Source organism: Aestuariibaculum sp. M13, assembly GCF_024723255.1.
GTDB classification, from domain to species: domain Bacteria; phylum Bacteroidota; class Bacteroidia; order Flavobacteriales; family Flavobacteriaceae; genus Aestuariibaculum; species Aestuariibaculum lutulentum.
The window spans coordinates 1,496,926-1,513,987 of record NZ_JANIAC010000001.1; the positions used below are offsets into that span (position 1 = coordinate 1,496,926).

At 37.7% G+C, this 17,062-nt stretch carries 13 protein-coding genes; 4 read left to right on the forward strand and 9 right to left on the reverse strand.

Going from position 1 to position 17,062, the window contains the following annotated elements:
* Positions 1-50: 50 nt before the first annotated feature.
* Positions 51-1,520, reverse strand: a complete 1,470-nt coding sequence (locus tag NO995_RS06500) for a SusD/RagB family nutrient-binding outer membrane lipoprotein (RefSeq protein ID WP_258226769.1) — start codon at positions 1,518-1,520, stop codon at positions 51-53.
* An 11-nt stretch (positions 1,521-1,531) separates the two neighbouring features.
* Positions 1,532-4,717 carry a SusC/RagA family TonB-linked outer membrane protein gene (locus NO995_RS06505; protein ID WP_258226770.1) on the reverse strand — a complete coding sequence of 1,062 codons (3,186 nt, stop codon included), beginning with the start codon at positions 4,715-4,717 and terminating at the stop codon, positions 1,532-1,534.
* A 287-nt stretch (positions 4,718-5,004) separates the two neighbouring features.
* Between NO995_RS06505 and NO995_RS06510 the strand changes: the two genes are divergently transcribed.
* From NO995_RS06510 to NO995_RS06520, 3 genes are all read left to right on the forward strand, one after another.
* Complete coding sequence (locus NO995_RS06510; protein WP_258226771.1) at positions 5,005-6,183, forward strand: D-alanyl-D-alanine carboxypeptidase; 1,179 nt, start codon at positions 5,005-5,007, stop codon at positions 6,181-6,183.
* A 113-nt stretch (positions 6,184-6,296) separates the two neighbouring features.
* Complete coding sequence (locus NO995_RS06515) at positions 6,297-6,716, forward strand: OsmC family protein (RefSeq protein WP_240572557.1); 420 nt, start codon at positions 6,297-6,299, stop codon at positions 6,714-6,716.
* 12 nt (positions 6,717-6,728) lie between these two features.
* The gene (locus NO995_RS06520; RefSeq protein WP_258226772.1) at positions 6,729-8,633 is read left to right on the forward strand and encodes a peptide-N-glycosidase F-related protein; all 1,905 of its coding nucleotides are present in this window, start codon (positions 6,729-6,731) and stop codon (positions 8,631-8,633) included.
* A gap of 57 nt (positions 8,634-8,690) precedes the next feature.
* On the opposite strand, the gene NO995_RS06525 is transcribed toward NO995_RS06520, so the two are convergent.
* The 7 genes from NO995_RS06525 to NO995_RS06555 are packed head-to-tail and all read right to left on the reverse strand — an operon-like array spanning position 8,691 to position 14,900.
* On the reverse strand, positions 8,691-9,308 hold the full coding sequence (locus NO995_RS06525; RefSeq protein WP_258226773.1) for a rhodanese-like domain-containing protein: 618 nt from the start codon (positions 9,306-9,308) through the stop codon (positions 8,691-8,693).
* A 21-nt stretch (positions 9,309-9,329) separates the two neighbouring features.
* Positions 9,330-9,974, reverse strand: a complete 645-nt coding sequence (locus tag NO995_RS06530) for a rhodanese-like domain-containing protein (protein WP_258226774.1) — start codon at positions 9,972-9,974, stop codon at positions 9,330-9,332.
* A 33-nt stretch (positions 9,975-10,007) separates the two neighbouring features.
* Positions 10,008-10,598: a YeeE/YedE thiosulfate transporter family protein gene (locus NO995_RS06535; protein ID WP_258226775.1), complete on the reverse strand. Its 591-nt coding sequence runs from the start codon at positions 10,596-10,598 to the stop codon at positions 10,008-10,010.
* An 18-nt stretch (positions 10,599-10,616) separates the two neighbouring features.
* A complete protein-coding gene (locus NO995_RS06540; protein WP_258226776.1) occupies positions 10,617-11,147 on the reverse strand; it encodes a YeeE/YedE family protein in 531 nt (176 codons plus the stop codon).
* 10 nt (positions 11,148-11,157) lie between these two features.
* Positions 11,158-12,114 (reverse strand): NrfD/PsrC family molybdoenzyme membrane anchor subunit, encoded by a 957-nt coding sequence (gene nrfD / locus NO995_RS06545; RefSeq protein WP_258226777.1) that lies wholly within the window; start codon positions 12,112-12,114, stop codon positions 11,158-11,160.
* Positions 12,115-12,126: 12 nt separating this feature from the next.
* On the reverse strand, positions 12,127-12,660 hold the full coding sequence (locus NO995_RS06550) for a 4Fe-4S dicluster domain-containing protein (RefSeq protein WP_240572564.1): 534 nt from the start codon (positions 12,658-12,660) through the stop codon (positions 12,127-12,129).
* The gene (locus NO995_RS06555) at positions 12,657-14,900 is read right to left on the reverse strand and encodes a molybdopterin-dependent oxidoreductase (RefSeq protein ID WP_258226778.1); all 2,244 of its coding nucleotides are present in this window, start codon (positions 14,898-14,900) and stop codon (positions 12,657-12,659) included. The genes NO995_RS06550 and NO995_RS06555 overlap by 4 nt, the downstream gene beginning before the upstream one ends.
* 163 nt (positions 14,901-15,063) lie before the next feature.
* Between NO995_RS06555 and NO995_RS06560 the strand changes: the two genes are divergently transcribed.
* Positions 15,064-16,950: a hypothetical protein gene (locus NO995_RS06560; protein WP_258226779.1), complete on the forward strand. Its 1,887-nt coding sequence runs from the start codon at positions 15,064-15,066 to the stop codon at positions 16,948-16,950.
* Positions 16,951-17,062: the final 112 nt, after the last annotated feature.

A 17,062-nucleotide genomic window follows, 5' to 3' on the forward strand; every position in this document is an offset into this window, starting at 1 on the left:
AAAGCGCTTATTGGAATAAATAAGCGCTTTTTTGTGAGTGGTATTAATTTTTATTCAAAAAGCCAGATATCATTAATAGCACTGCTTTCGTCAGTTATGATATTGTCGTTTGAGTTTGTTTCATTTTCAGGATAATAAGCACGTCTAAACCAAAGTCCGGCATAAACATCTTCATCCTGAGGGATTCTAACATCTAATCCGGTAAACACATCAGAAGAGAAGTTATATCGTCTAAAGTCGTTATAGGTTTCTGTACTATGAAAGTTAGCAATATATTTTTCTCTCATAATATTATGTAAAGCCAGGTTACCCACTCCAACACTTACCGAAGCATCGGCTAAATAATCTGTACCATCGGCACCAAGCATATCCATATGCCCTTGAATACCGTCTAAATACGCATTGTAGCTTTCTGCTGTAGTACCTGTGCTGGTCGAGGTTCCTCCGTTTGCTAAAAATGCAGCTTCTGCTTTAATAAACATAGCTTCTGCGTATGTGATTAAGATTAAAGGAGAATCTGAACTGGTATAATAGCCTCCATTTTTGTAAAACGTATTTCCATTATTCCCGTCTGAAGATAACCCGGTACCGCCATTTAAAAATCCTCTCCATGGATCTGTTTCCACAGATTTTTCAAACATGATAGGAAGTCTTGGGTCTTCACTAACTGATGCAAATGGATATTGACTTCCGTTCATTAAACTGATTAATTGATCATTTGGAGCGTTAAAATAATTAGAAGTACTACGTTGCACCACGTTGATGGTGTAATATGGATTATTGCTTGGTGCATCGACATAATTCAACATAAAATTATCGGCATTTGAAGTAAAACCATTGTTAATGGAAGCTAAAACATCTGAAGCAGTTGTTCCTCCGTTTTTCATAAGTTTTAGCTGTAATCTAGCTTTATAAGTATACGCAGCTCTTAGCCATTTACCAATATCACCTTTATAAATCATATCTTCTTTTCCAATAATTTCACCTGAATTATCGGTAGCTTGTAATGCTGTAATGGCATCGTCAATCATTGCTAAAGCTTGTAAATAAACGGTTTTACCATCATCTAAAACAGGATATGCATAAAGTTCAGGTTGTGTGGCTTGAGAATATACAACATCGCCCCATAATTCTACAGCGGTACTTAAATTAATAGCAGTAACAATATCTGCTATGGCACTGTAATGAATAGCTCCAGAAGCTTCGGCTTTTTCTTTAATTAATCCGATGTTCGGAAAAATATCCGTATACATCACGCTCCAGGCCCCGCCACAACTACTTTCTCCTGCTGCAGTATATCCATAACCACCAAAATACTGGGTGTAATTACTGGTTACAGAAGCAGCATAATAGTTTGCTAAAACAGTATTTTTTAACACAGGAGCAATAAGATCTTTTAAGCCAAGTTCAGCTTCATCTTTTTCTCCTGGTTTTATATTTACATCTAAATAATCACTACAGCTTGCGGCCATAAAAATGACTGTTAGTGTAAGGAAGTATTTTATTATATTATTTTTCATATTTACCTGTTTTAAAAGTTAAATGTAACACCTATCGTATAGTTTTCTGTTAAAGGAATACTTCTTCCGGTAAACGCGGCAAGTCCTGGTTTTCCTGGTCCGTAATCGGTTCCTTCTGGGTCGTACCCATCAAATGGTGTCCATATTAAAATGTTATTGGCACTTGCTTCTAATTGAATTGAATCAATGAAATTAAGTCCAATGGTCTTTTTGTCTAAGGTGTATGATAATCCAATGTTTCTAAGTTTTACCCATGATGCATCCTGTAATAAAACCTCGGCATTTCTTCTCCAATAGGTTGTGCTATTAAATAGGTTATAAACTGCCGAAGAGGTAGGAGATGTGTCTACTTCTGTGGTATTTGTAATATATGTTCCAGGGTTGGAGGAATCTTCCATAACGCCATCAAAAACATAGGTATCTGTTTGTCTGAATTGCATAGAATATTGAGAACTACCAAATCTGTTGTTTACGTAGCTTGTCCAGCTGTATTTATCGCCACCTTTTTTCCATTCAAATAAGAAATTGAATTTAAAACCTTTCCACTTAATGGTATTACCGAATCCCATGGTGAAATCTGGCATAGCATCACCAACTTTAACAAGTTCACTAAAATCGGTCGTAGGCATTCCGTTTTCATTAAGAATTAGGTCTCCATCTTCTGTTCTGTTGGATACATAACCATAAATGGCACCAATATTATCACCAAGGCGAGGTTGTAAATATAGTCTTGCTCCTGTAGGATCCGGATCTGGTGATAAGAAGTCGATATAAGGGACATCATCTGGTAAATAGGTAACTTTTCCATCTGAAGTGTCGAATGAGTAATTAATACTATAAGTGAAGTCTTTGTTTTTAATAATATCTCCACTTAAAGAAACCTCATGACCATAAGTATTGTACTCTCCTGCATTTCTCCATAATTGGGTGTATCCTGTAGAAGAAGGTGTTGCAACAGGGAAAATGGAATTTGTAACTTTGGTTTTAAAATAGCTGTAGTCTAATCTTAGGCGATTATTAAAGAAACGTAAATCGAAACCGGTTTCAAAGCTTTTTGCTAATTGCGGTTCCAGACTTGGGTCTACTTTTACATCTTTATATTCATAACCGCTTACACCTCCCCAAGGAAATCCTGATGCTCTGGAAAGTTTGTTTGTAACGGTTAAAGGTATTGGACTTCCTCCCTGAGAGTATGATAATCGAAGTTTAGAGAATGAAATGGTTTTATTGTCTTTAAATAAGCTTTCATGTAAATCGTAAGCTAAACTTGCAGAAGGATAGAATACACTTTTGTTTTCAGGCATGTTTGAAAGCCAGTCATTTCTTCCAGTAAGAGATATAAAAAGCTGATTGTAAATATTGAATTTAAGTTCTCCAAACACCCCAACATTACGTTCTCTGGTTAAGTTGTTTGAAACTCTGAAATTTTCGGTAGCGTTACTAATATGCGTGTCTCTTGGGAACAATAAATTTTCACCATACTGTCTGTTAGATTCCCATGAGTTGCTGGTTACCTGATTTCCTAAAAGTAAAGATGTGCTGATATCTTCTGTAATATCCTTATCAAAAGTGATTAAAAGATTAGATTCTAAACCTTTAAATACGATGTCCTGATCTACAATAAAACCATTCTCACCAGCTCCTTCATCAAGGTCTGGAGCTACGAATCGGTGATATTGAGAGGTGTAATTGTCGTATTGAAGCGTGTAGTTTACATGCATCCAATTGGTGGTATTCCAATCTATGTTTCCTTTAGCTAACCAACGATTAGTGTCTTCAGTTAAGGAGCTGAAATCGGCATTGTAAAGTGGGTTATCAATAAAGCCAGGATAAGGATTTCTTCGGCTGCCATCAGGGTTTAAATAATCAGAAATAGGGAAGGTAGGTGTCCAGTATCCTAAGGCACTCATGATTGATTTGTCTCCTCCTGTAGGTTTTCTTGAATCTGATGCCGTTAGTGAGAACATAGTATTAACTGTAAAGTTGTCGGTGGCCTTGTAAGCAGAATTTACTCTAAAGTTATTTCGTTTGTAATCGGTTCCTGGAATAATACCATCTTCTTGAGTATTGGCAGCAGACATGTAATAATTAAAGCGTTCTGAAGCACCAGATAAACTGGCATTTGTGTTATACAGATATCCGGTATCAAAAATGCTATACGGATCGTAATACTGGTCGTTGGTTAAATCGACAATAGTGCCGTTATATTCAAAACTATCATCGGTATAACGTACGCCCCAGGTGTATGGTCCGTTACCGCTTCCTACACCGGTAAGTGTATAACCGTCTTCTTCATCGGGAGTATATAATCTGTAAGGTCTGCCAAAACGTCCTTCTCTAAATACATTCTGTAATTCTGGGGTTTGTTTTACATTGCTACCCGTAACACTGGTAGATACTTTTATTTTTGGTTTGCCTGATTTTCCTTTTTTAGTGGTTATAATAATAGCTCCGTTGTTGGCTCTATAACCATACAATGCTGTAGCAGCAGCACCCTTTAAGATATTGAATGTTTCGATATCATCTGGATTTAAATCGGCAGATCGACTTGTTGCCGAATACTTTTCGTTGCTTAAAATCCAGTTGTTTTCGCTGCTTCCTAATAATGAAGGGGAAAACGAATCGTTATTCATAGGAACCCCATCTATAACGATTAATGGCGTATTTGAAGAGTTAGGATCCATAGACGTCATTCCTCGAATAAGAATGTCTATACCACTTCCTACAGATCCTGAAGTTTTAGTAACTCGTAAACCCGGGACTTCACCTTGTAAGGCGGTAATGGCGTTAGTTGTTCCCCCTAGTGTTAAGTCTTCGGCATCGACTTTTGTAGCCGAATATCCAAGTTCCCTAACATTGCGTTCAATACCAAATGCTGTAACTACAACTTCTCCTAAGCTATCTGTGCCTTCTTGCATGATAATGTTTAGAGATGCTGTTGAAATTGTAATTTCCTGAGTTTCGTAACCCAAGAATGAAAAGATTAAAACATCGCCTTGATTGGCTGAAATTTGATAATTACCATCAAAATCTGTTGATGTTCCTTTTGAGGTCCCCTTAATCTGAATATTTACTCCGGGTAATGGAATACTTGAAGTATTTGTAACAGATCCGCTTACCTTAATGCTTTGAGCATATAATAAGCTGAATGAGGCTGCAAAAAAAAACAAAAAAAGAGAGGTTAGTGTTTTTTTCATAGAGAAAGGTTTAGATTGTTAGTATCTCAAATATAAAGAAATCTATTACATGAGATTATTACATATGGTAAAATTGTTAAATTAAATTCAATGATATTTACTTATATTGAATAATATTTCAGTAGTTTCGGGTGTTTAGTGAATATTTTTCAATAATGTATTTTGTCGATTTTTTATAGAATGTTATGATAAATTTTGTTTTTAATCGTTTATTGCCATTAGTTCTGGTAGTTGGTTTTTTGTTTGGATGTAAATCAACAAGGCTAAATACGAAGCTTAAAAAAACTTTGAATCTTGATTTTTATGATAATCAGTTTACTGGGTTTCTTGTGTATAATCCTAAATCTCAGGATACCATTTTTAGTTATAATTCCGATAAATATTTTACTCCGGCGAGTAACACCAAGCTGATTACACTTTATACAGGCTTAAGTCTTTTACCAGACAGTATTCCTGCATTTAAATACAGCATTAATAATGATACAATTAGTCTGCTGGGAACAGGCAATCCTACGTTTTTACATTCGTATTTTAAGGATAGTACAGCTTATCGCATGGTTCAGCCTTATAAACACGTTAAAATATTGGTAAATAACTTGGAAGATGAAAAGTTCGGACCAGGATGGGCCTGGGAAGATTACGATACTTACTTTAGTCCGGAGCGCAGTAGTTTTCCAATGTATGGTAATGTTTTAACCATAACAAAGGCTTCCAGTGCCTTACAATGCGAACCAGAAATATTAAGTAAGAGTATTAAAAATATTCCAAATAATAAAAATAGAAACTATAATGAAAATGTGTTTTATTCCAATTTAAAATCAGGTGATACTTTAGAAGTTCCTATGGTAATACATGATTCTTTAATTGGTGAATTATGGGCTAATTTGTTAAAGAAGGAAGTCACTATTATTCCATATTCAGGAGAAAAGATGCAACATTTGGCTTATGGTATCCCCTCCGATTCATTGTACAAACGTATGATGTTGTTAAGCGATAATTTTTTGGCTGAACAAATTTTAATTATGAGTTCTTCAACTCTGTCAGACACATTAAGTTCAAAAAGGATTAGAAACTATATGTTAAATGATAAATTAAATGATTTGAAGCAGTTGCCACGATGGGTTGATGGTTCTGGATTGAGCAGATATAACCTGTTTACACCAACATCTTTTGTTCAGATTCTTACCAAGTTATATAATGAAATTCCAGAGGATCGTTTATTTAATTTGTTTCCCGTCGGGGGCAAATCAGGTACCCTAAAAAGGTATTATGCAGGAAAAGACGGATCATATATCTACGCTAAGTCTGGGACTGTTGGAAATAATTATTCGTTAAGTGGTTACCTCATTACAAATTCAGGAGAAACTTTAATTTTCAGTTTTATGAATAACCATTATACAAAGCCTACAACCGAAGTTAAAAGACATATGGAATCGATTTTCGAATGGATTCGCGATCATTATTAAATCAGTTTAGTATTCAAAGATTATTTGACGGATAAAGGATGCTTTAAAGCAAAGATTTATTTTTTTAGTGTTATTTTTGATATTTACAAGTAACAAAAAATATTTCATAAACGATGACAAATCATATTACAACAACCTGGTTAGGAGACATGAAGTTTGAAAGTACTAATCCTTCAGGACACAATTTATTTATTGATGCAGGAGAAGAAAGTGGAGGAAAAGGTGAAGGCTATCGCCCGAAAGCTTTAATGTTATCCGGTTTGGCAGGTTGCTCGGGTTTAGATGTAGCGGCTTTAATTAAAAAGATGAAACTTGATGTTGCCGACTTTAAAATTGAAATTGATGCGAATTTAACTGAAGAGCACCCAAAATTTTATGATAAAGTAGCGATGAATTTTCACTTTTTTGGAGATAATTTAGATGAGAAAAAGTTACAACGAGCGGTAGACTTATCGGTTGAAAAATATTGCGGGGTTATGGAAATGTTTCGCCAATTTGCCGATGTACAGGTAAACACGTTTTTTAACAGTTAAAATTATCTACCATTGAATACTTTTAAAATCTTATTCTGTCTTGTTCTTATTAGTTTTTTAGGACAAGCACAGGAGAAAGCTCACGTCATTTCGCATCAGGGAGAAACTATAGTTACCGACCCGTCTAAAGGGAGTAATAGTTATAAACGTACAGCAGTGTTTCCAAAGGCTTCAGAAAATATCCGAAGCATTATTTTAAACTTAAAATTTGAATGTCCTGATAAAATGCGTTGTGCCGACTGGGATTATGTAGATCATATTAAAGCGCGTCAAAAAAGCGATACTACCGTTTACGAAATTGCACGTATGTTAACGCCTTACGGAGGGTTTTTTCAAAAAGACTGGGGGTTTGAGTGGCATGTAGATGTGACCGATTTCAGTTTGATTTTAAGAGATGAGGTTGAGATTGATTATATACATACTGGTTATGAAGACAATAAAACCCGTGGCTGGAAAGTCACTGTAGATTTTGAAATTACCTATGGTACACCAGTGGCTAATCCGTTGGCGATTCATAAAGTATACGATGGAAATTTTAAATATGGATACAAAGACGATCCAATTGAAAACCATTTGGTGCCAGTAACATTTAAAGCGCATGATAAAACCGCATTTTCTAAAATAAAGATCCTTCAAACCGGACATGGTATGGATGCTAATGGTTGTGGTGAATTTTGCAGCAAGTTTCGCGATATTGAGTTTAACGGGAAAGTTATAGATCATAAAGATTTATGGATGGAATGTGGTGATAATCCTTTATTTCCGCAGGCAGGAACGTGGATTTTTGATCGCGCTAATTGGTGTCCAGGGTATTTGCTTCAGCCCGATGAAGTTATGCTAAATACCAAATCAGGAATGGCATATTCGGTGGATATTAATATGGAGGCTTACGAAACCGAAAAGCCAAGTGCGAACGAGTTGCTGTCAGCTGTTGTTGTGGAATATGAAGTGCCAAATGCTAAAAACGACGTGACGCTTTTAGATATCATTCAGCCCTCTAAAAAGTTGATTCATAGTCGGAAAAATCCGTTTGGCGGTTTGCCGGTTATTCAGGTGAAAAATAATGGTAGTAATCCGTTAAAGAAAATGACGATTCAGTATTTTATTGCAGGCGAAAAACCTCAGAAATTCAATTGGACGGGTCATATTAATTTTGGAGATGAAGCCGCGATAACATTACCAACCGAAGTATTTAGTAAACAAAAGCATGGGAAATTTCATGTAGTTATATCTAAACCTAACGGAAAATCAGACGGATTTAAGGCAGATAACACATTAGAGTCCGATTACGAACGCCCGGACATATTTCCTGATACCGTCGTGGTTCGTTATAAAACAAATAACAAACCTTGGCAAAACACATACAGTATTCAAAATAGTTTCGGAGAGGTGGTTTTTGCAAAAGATAGTGTGAATATGAAACCAAGTACAGTATATCAAGATACAATTGCGTTAAAACAAGGAAATTATAATTTCAAATTTAACGATTCCGAAGGCGATGGATTAGAGTTTTGGTTTAAATCCAGAGACGGCCGTGGCGAAATAAAATTACTTGATGCTCAAGGCAAAGCCATAAAACAATTTGGTTCAGATTTTGGTAGTGCTATTAATTATTATTTTTCGGTACAACCCGATATGTCTTACGAGTTGGATGATGCGCCTTCTGTGGGTGTTTTTCCGGCACGAACGCAAGGCCCGATTACATTAGATTATTTTTGCAATATTCCTTCTGAAGTAAAGGTGCTTATTGTTGATCAGGAAAATGAAACAGATGTGGTTGAAACGCATCTATATAAGAGTTTAATTAAAGGATCGTTGATTTACGATTTATCATATTTGCCAGCAAAACGCTATTATATTAAGGTGTTTATGAACGACAAGGAAGTTTATAAAAACAGAATACGATTAAAAGAATAAAAGAAATAGATTTGGTGAACTATTAAAACCGAAGCTAGAAGATTAAAATAAGGACTTTTAACAGCCACCTTCAGCTTTACGCTTCTTTTTCTTTTCAACTGTAATCACTTTTTTAGGCACATTTGCATTTGGTGGAACTATGGTATTAGAGCTGTCCAAATGCTTTTTTGAATCCATGATAAACCCATTAATATCGTAAGGAAGGCTTTCTATTTTGGATTCTTTGGTCATGAGTTTGTTTTGGGAATAACTGAGCTCTACAGGAAGGATTTTAAGATTATCGAAGCCTAATTGATATAAGATAAGAAAAGGAATGTTAGCTTCTTCGGGAGTGCTTCCGTAAAGCGCCGTTGTTGTATTGGATGTTTTTAGGTCCTGCAGTAGTTTTTGAGAGGCTTCACTCATAATATCTACAGAAGGCATGTTTATGGCATTTTCTAAATGGCCTTTGTTGTATTCAAAAGAGTTTCTAATGTCTATAAATGCCACATCTTCATTTTCAATAAGCGAATAGGGAAGGCAATAATCTGTGGAGGTGATTTTTTCCAAAGTGCTTTTGGTGTTGAAAGCATAGGTGTTTTTTGGGCGTTTGTAGGTTAAAAAACCTATTAGCACAGCCAAAATAAATAACGTGGCAGCAATGGATATTTGTTTGGTTTTCTCTAATTCTTTCATAGTGTTAGGTTAATTTTAGATTTAACAACCGCCTTCAGCTTTACGTTTCTTTTTCTTTTCTACAGTAACTACTTTTTTAGGAGTTTCCGGTGTTGTTGGTAAGTCATTTCCAAAATTCTGGTCTGGATATGCTACGCCATAATACATGCTGGCTGCTTTTCTTGTAGAATACAATTTAAATTCAGTTTCGGGCATGGCCTCATTTGGTTTTGAGGGATTGATTATGGTAGTATACCAGTTGTTGAGGCCTCCCTTTAAAACATGCAGATTTTTAAATCCTAAGCGATCGCATAACATCCAGGCCTGATCGGCTAGAAACGTGTTGTTAGAATAGAATACCACGTCAAACTGGTCTTGGTTGAGGTAAGTTAAAGAATCTTCATCCAACAATTTTGAAAGCGGAATATTAATGGCATTGGGTAGGCTATAATTGTTATAGCTTTCTTCGTCTCTTACGTCTACCAAAATAAACGAAGGATCCTGGCTAATAATTTTATGTGAAATATCATCGGTCGAAATATAACGTTCCGGGCTGATGGCATGACTTAACAATTGTTTAGAGCGAATGCCTTCCTGTTTTTCATATTTTGGAAGCAATAGGAGTCCACCTGCTAAAATAATCAGTATGGCGCCCAGAATTAGATATCTGTTTGAAAGAAATTTCATGGTTTTCTTCTGGTTTATATTGTATTTGTTTTTTTAGTAAAACACACTTTTAATTTTTTTTCGAACCAAGTCGGCAATGCCAAAGGCCAGGACAGCAATAATGGCAAAAATAAAAATAACCCAATATGGATTCCAGCCAAAGGAGTCTATCAGAGTAATGTTGCCAAAGTTATAACCATCGTATATAGGTTCAAAAAGATTGAAGAGTTCCGAAAATATAAAAACACCCACCATAATACCAAACACATATATCCAGGCATCTAATTTGCCTATAGCTACGGCACACAAACTTGTGCCCGGGCAGAAGCCTCCGGTAACAAAACCGGCACCCATAATAATGCCGCCTATGATAGCTCCCCATAAGTAGGTGGGGTGCACATAAAGTTTAGAGATGTCCAAGTACCCTAAATAATCCATATAGTAAATGCCAATTACAGATACCGCTGCTGCCGTAAAAAATACTTTAAGTACAGCAAAGTCGTAACCGTAAAACACGCCGGCTAATTTTCTTGACGATGAAAAGCCCGAAGCTTCTAAGACAAAGCCAAAGGCGATTCCAATGAATATGGCTATAATGCTATCCCATTCTAAAGGGATGTAACCACCAGGAATTAAAGGTCCCATAATTTTTTCTTTTTAATGTTATATCCAGTTCTTTCTAAAAAAATAAGCAAAGGCATAGGCAGATCCAAAAATGGAAAGCATAGTAAGGAAGCCTCCAGTAGACAACACCGCCATGCCACTTAAAGCGGCACCACTGGTACAGCCTCTTGCAATCTGAGCGCCCAATCCAAATAAGATACCTCCTATTAGCGCAAATATTAAACGACGCTTAGCCGTAATTTTAGGAGAGTGTTGAACGCGCCATTTGATGCGTCCGCTAATACTTCCCGAAATAAAGGCTCCTATTAAAATACCTAAGGCTTCATACACCAGCCAGGTGTTCATAGGTGACTTGTCATCTGTTATAAACTGACTGTAATAACTGTTGCTTTCGGCATGTTTTGGAGCTACATTTTCAACCACCGTAACCACGCTACTTTTTATGGCACCACTGGCTCCCAGTCCTCTACCAGTAAGATAAAATGTAAAAATAATGATGATGCCTAAAAGGAATCCTCCAAAATACGGGTTCCAGTATTGGTGTGGGTTTGTTTTATATTTTGTATTCATAACAAATAATTTAGTAAAGGTATCGTGTAAGTTGTCCTGCTTCTACCATAATAAATCTAAAAATGAGTCCGCCAATTATAACTAAGGCAGCCGGCACGGCAACAGGGACTTTAAAGCCTAATAATTCAATAACTTCTAAAATAGCGGGTACGAGTAAGCCCAAAAGTATAACGAAGCCAAAAAACATGAGGGTGAATTCACCGCCTACTAAAAGATCCATCGCTTCCAGTTGCACTTGAGAACCTGCATAATAGCCCATAATCATGTGAATGATTAAAGCTATTTCTACTATAATAAGACCTAAATCTATTTTACTGAACAGATGACGTTCTTCTCTATTTCTTGACAACAAAATAATGGCTGCCGCTCCGGTCGATAGTCCCGAGGTTAGAAATAAAGGTCCTAGAATGGCATTGTTCCATAAAGGTCGGGCATTGAATGCTGACAATAAAATACCGGTATAGACGCCTAAAATTATGGATAGGGGAATTAGGGCGTATGCCATATAGGTTCTGTTGGTAATAAGGAATTTTTCAAATTTTTCTAGAAACTTAAATTTTTTAAAGAGTTTGAGTTTCGATTCCCATTTAGGGAAAGTGCTTCTGTAGAAGCTGAACAACCATAAAAAGGAAAGTGGGGTGGTAATGAGTAGTACCCAGGCTCCCCAGGACATCGGAGATTCTATCCTGAATGTGGTATATAATTGCCAGGTGTATAATGGATGTGTTAAATCGTAAACCAATGCTAATAAACCAACTGATAGGGCTATTGGAGGTATTACAGCCGCTGCTTTAAGCGCGGGATATTGTTTTTCTTTACCCATTAGGTAGAATAAAGCTGCAAAAAATAAGATGCCTGCAGCGAGTCCGCCTAGAAATAGGTATAAGGAGATGGGCCAATGCCAAATTTGTAATGAAGGATCAATGTTTGGAATGTTTCGGCCGCTTGTAAATAATTCTTCTTGCATGGTACTTTAGCTTTAAATGAGATAAAACACGTGGGGATCGGTCCCTGCCTCTGGAGATAGGGTTTTATATTTTCTGTTTTTCAACAATTGAGAAATTTCGCTATTAGGGTCGTCTAAATCACCAAAATACATGCATTTTGTTGGACATACAGACACGCAGGCAGGTAATTGTCCTTTTTCCAGTCGGTGATGACAAAAGGTGCATTTGTCTACATAACCGTCTGGGTGTTGGTATCGCGCATCGTAAGGACAGGATTCTATACAGGCGCCACATCCTATACATTGGTCGGCAGTTACTAATACAATGCCACCTTCAATAACATGACTGGCTCCTGTTGGGCAGCATCTTACACATGGTGGATTAGCACAATGGTTGCAGCGTTCAGAACGCAATTCCAGTTCCAGATTAGGGTAGGAGCCGCTAACAGCTTCAGTTACCCAATCCCTGCAATAGCCATGTGGCACATTGTTTTCTGTTTGGCAAGCCACGACACAATCACTGCAGCCAACACATTTTAAGGTGTCTATCACCATTGCATATCTCATACCTTTGTGTTTTTATGTGGATCTTCGGTTAAAATAGAAACAAAGTTGCCTCTTAATCCGGTGCCACCCATTAGTGGATCTACGACAATCTGGGAAATAAGTTCGGCGTCACTCGCACCTTTCCCAAAGGCGCGGGTCAATTTTTTATTGTTATGGCCAAAGCCATGGTACATATATACAGAATCCCAGCGGATACGCTCTGTAACTCTTACTTTAATGGGGAATGCAGACAGAATGCCATCCTGATTTTTAAGCCAAACGGGCTGATCTTTTTTAAGGTCTAATATTCTGGCTACCTTAGGGTTGACCCAAAGGGTATTTTCACTTTTTAAATCGCTTAAATAAGGATTGTTAATGGTTCTGCTGAACGTGTGCATGGGAGACCTTCCGTAATTCAACCTGTAAAATCCTTGTGGAGGTTGTGGATGGTGCGTGTAGACAGGCATAGGATCAAATCCTAAATCGGCCAATTGTTGCGAATAGAATTCTATTTTTCCGCTTGGGGTGCCGAATTCATAATCTTGTCCTTCTTCCAGGAATAATGGTCCAGAGGTTCTTTCGAAGTTCTTAACACCAATCTTTTTCATTTCATCCAAAGAAGTCCCCATTTTGTTGAGCTGCCATTCAATGACCTCCTCAAAATCGTTGTAATTGAAATAGTCGCCCAAACCAATGCGGTCACCAATTTGTTTGCTTATCCACCAGGCAGGTTTCGAATTGTATTTAGGTTTTACAGCAGGAATACGAACCGCAATTGATGGATGTCTGTTGGTTGCAGAACGGATACCGTCATAACGTTCTAAATAGGTGCATTCTGGTAGTACTACATCCGCATAGCCTGTGATTTCCATTGGCATGGTATCTACCACGACCAAAAATTCAAGAGCGTTAATTGCCTCAAGAGTTTGTTCTCGCTGAGGTAGTGTGTTGATTAAATTGGTGCCGGCAATCATCCATGCTTTTATAGGGTATGGATTGTCTTCATTAGGAATAGTCGCTTTGACTACTTCCGAAGTATTGCCCATTTCAGCAAATGGATATTGCTCACCTATTTCATGCCAACCCCATTTTGGTTCTTGATAGGCTGGATGCGGATATTTTGGAATACTGATTTTTTCTTTAAAATAGAAGCCGCCTCGGTTACCCCAAGAGCCTAAAAGTCCATTTAAAATAGCAATGGCACGCTCGCGTTGCGAGTCGTCTCCATACCAGGTAACATGACGTCCTGGGTGAACTATAGTAGCCGGGGCTGCAGCTGCCATAAGACGTGCCGTTTCCTTGATACTTTCCGGTTTTATGGTGGTGATGCCGTAGGCCCATTCTGGTGTAAATGGTTTTACGTGTGCTTTTAGTTCATCGAAGCCAATGGCATATTTTTCAACGTATTTTTTATTGTAAAGTTCTTCTTCTATCAACACATGCATCCAGGATAAAAGTAAGGCAATGTCGGTAGCGGGTTTGATTGGTAACCAATGAGAAGATTTACTGGCTGCTGTAGAAAATCTCGGGTCTACCGTAATAATGGTAGCACCATTATCAATGGCATCCGACATTTCCTGAACCTGTGTATTGTGCATATTCTCTCCAATGTGGGAACCAATAAGCACTAGACATTTGGTGTCTCTAATATCGGTAGGTTCAGGGGAGCCTACCCAAGAGCCAAAGGTTAGTCCGAAGCCTGTTTCCCTTGGGCCTCTGCACTGTGCGTAGGCAGGTTCGGCAATGGTATCGGAGCCATAGGCTTTAAAGAGGTGTTCTAAATGACTTCCAGGAGAACCGTGTTTTAAAAGCGCGAAAGACTCGGGACCATATTTCTGTTTTATTTCAGTAAATTTTTCTGCAATCAGGTCTAAGGCTTCTTCCCAACTGGCTTCTCGGTAGGTTTCTTCGCCGTTTATGGTAGTTCTTATTAATGGGGTTTTCAGTCGATCTTCGTCACTGTACATACCAAGACCTCCAGTACCTCTTGGACAGAGTCTTCCGTTGCAGTGTGGGTCGTCATCATTCCCTATCACTTTTTTAATATCTCCCTCTTCGTCTGTATAGGCCCATGCGGCACATTTCCAAAAGCATACCTCACAATAGGTAGCGGTTCTGGAAAGTTTTTTGGCAAGGTTCTTTTTTGCTGCAGCATCCAACAGAGGATTGGAGGCTAATAAATTGACAGCTGAAGCGGAAAGTGTTATTCCCCCTACCCCTAAAGCTGAAATTTTTATAAATTTTCGTCTGGAAGTCACCATAGTTATATGGATTGGTTCTTAAAATTAAGAATTTTTTTCAATGTTTGAGCGTACTAAAAGTATAATAAAATCAGGTACTTGGGAGTAACATTTGTTACAATAGAAACATTTTTTTAATGATGTTCAGGAATAAATTTATTGTAAATTTGATTATGTACTTACTATGAAAGAAAAGACTTATTTTCGATGGATTTTGATTCTGGCCGTATTGCTATTTGGCTTGCTTTATGTCGTAAGGCATGCAGATGCTTTTCGGTCTCATGAATTTATTGATGTACAATATGAAGGTAAGGCCGTATCCGAAGGAGAATCTTGCCTGCAGTGTCATCAGCAAACCAAAGGGTTTTCAGAATACCATAATCCGGAACTAATTGGTTGTGCCAATTGCCATCTAGGGAATACAGCTGATTTTAACAAAGCGGGAGCACATAAGGGTATGGTTTTGATACCCGGAAACTTGATAGATGCACAAAGGACCTGCGGAACATGTCATGCCAAAGAATTATACAATGTAGAGCACTCCCTAATGACGACCAATAGTGGTTTGGTGGCGGTCGATAAATTTGTGTTTGGAGAATCCGATAGTTTGAATGCCCATTACCATATTAAAGATTTGCAGTATTCCGCCGCCGATAAACATTTACGGGATTTATGTGCCAATTGTCATTTAGGCGCTCAAAAAACCGATTATGGACCTATTACCCAATTAAGTCGTGGAGGAGGGTGTAATGCCTGTCATTTAAATTATTCACAACAGGCCAAAGCCGATCTTAACACCTATATAGCTTCTAACAAAATAAAGTTGCCAAAAGTGCACCCTTCCAGTGATGTGTTTATGGATGATACCCATTGTTTTGGATGTCACAGCCGATCTAGTAGAATTTCCACCAATTATATAGGGCTTCAGGAAACTTTACTGGATGAATCTGATTTGCTTCACACCCAAGGCCATGTAGTTCTTGAAGATAAAAGAGTTTATAAGCAGTTACAGGAAGATGTGCACCATACTAAGGGTTTACTTTGTATAGATTGTCATTCTTCACATGAGGTGATGGGAGATGGAAAGACCTATGCCCATGCCGAAGATGCCGTAACCCTGCAATGCGGCGATTGCCATTTCAAATCTAAACCTCGAACAGTTCCTTTTAATTCCATTGATAGAGAAAGCCGATTGGTTTATTTGCACAGGGGATATAAGCATTCCGACAAAGAAATATTTATAACAGAAAAAGATGGACACCCTTTAATAAATGCCTATATGGATTCTTTGGGTAATGCCTTTTTAATAGGGAAAAAGGACCAGAAATTACATCCTTTAGCACCGCAATCGGAGGTTTGTTCTCGGGATAATGCTCATAAAAATGTGAGCTGTAGTGCCTGTCATTCCTCGTGGACACCACGCTGTATTGGTTGTCATAATAAGTTTGATGGTAATGAGGCGCAGGCTTTCGATTTGTTGGATAAGAAGCTTGTTAAAGGTCAATGGAAGGAATATGTGGCTGAGTTTTCTGCATCATTACCAGCATTGGGAGTTAGGGAACACGAGGAAGAAAACATCATTGAACCGGCGATTCCCGGGATGGTCATGACCATAGACAAAGGAAGTTATAGTGGGCATCCGGATTCCGATGTGTCTTTTCATAGGCTTTTTGCTCCAAATGCCCCACATACCACTACTAAAGCCGTTCGCGACTGTAAATCATGCCATGCCAACCCTTATACTCTAGGCTATGGCAATGGAAACTTGGTTTATTATATAAATCAAGGAAAAGGAGAATGGGTGTTTACCCCAGAATATGCCTTGAATGCGCATGATGGTTTACCTGAAGATGCCTGGGTGCCTTTTATGAAGCAAGGCAAAGGGCAAGCTTCAACTTCTACACGAACCAATTTCAGACCTTTTAATATTAAAGAGCAACAGCGTTTGTTGTTTGTTGGTGCCTGTTTACAGTGTCATAACGATACTTCCAAAGTTATGCAACAAACTTTAGAAGAGGGGTTGCAGGCCAGTTTAAAGCGATTGAGTAAGGCTTGTATTTTACCTGAGTAATATTTTGTGATTTTCATGAAGTTAGCCTCTTTTAAAATTCAAGCTGTTGATTTAAATTAGAAAAAAATTGTGGTGTTATGGAAATGTTTCGCAGTTTTGTAAGAGTAAATGA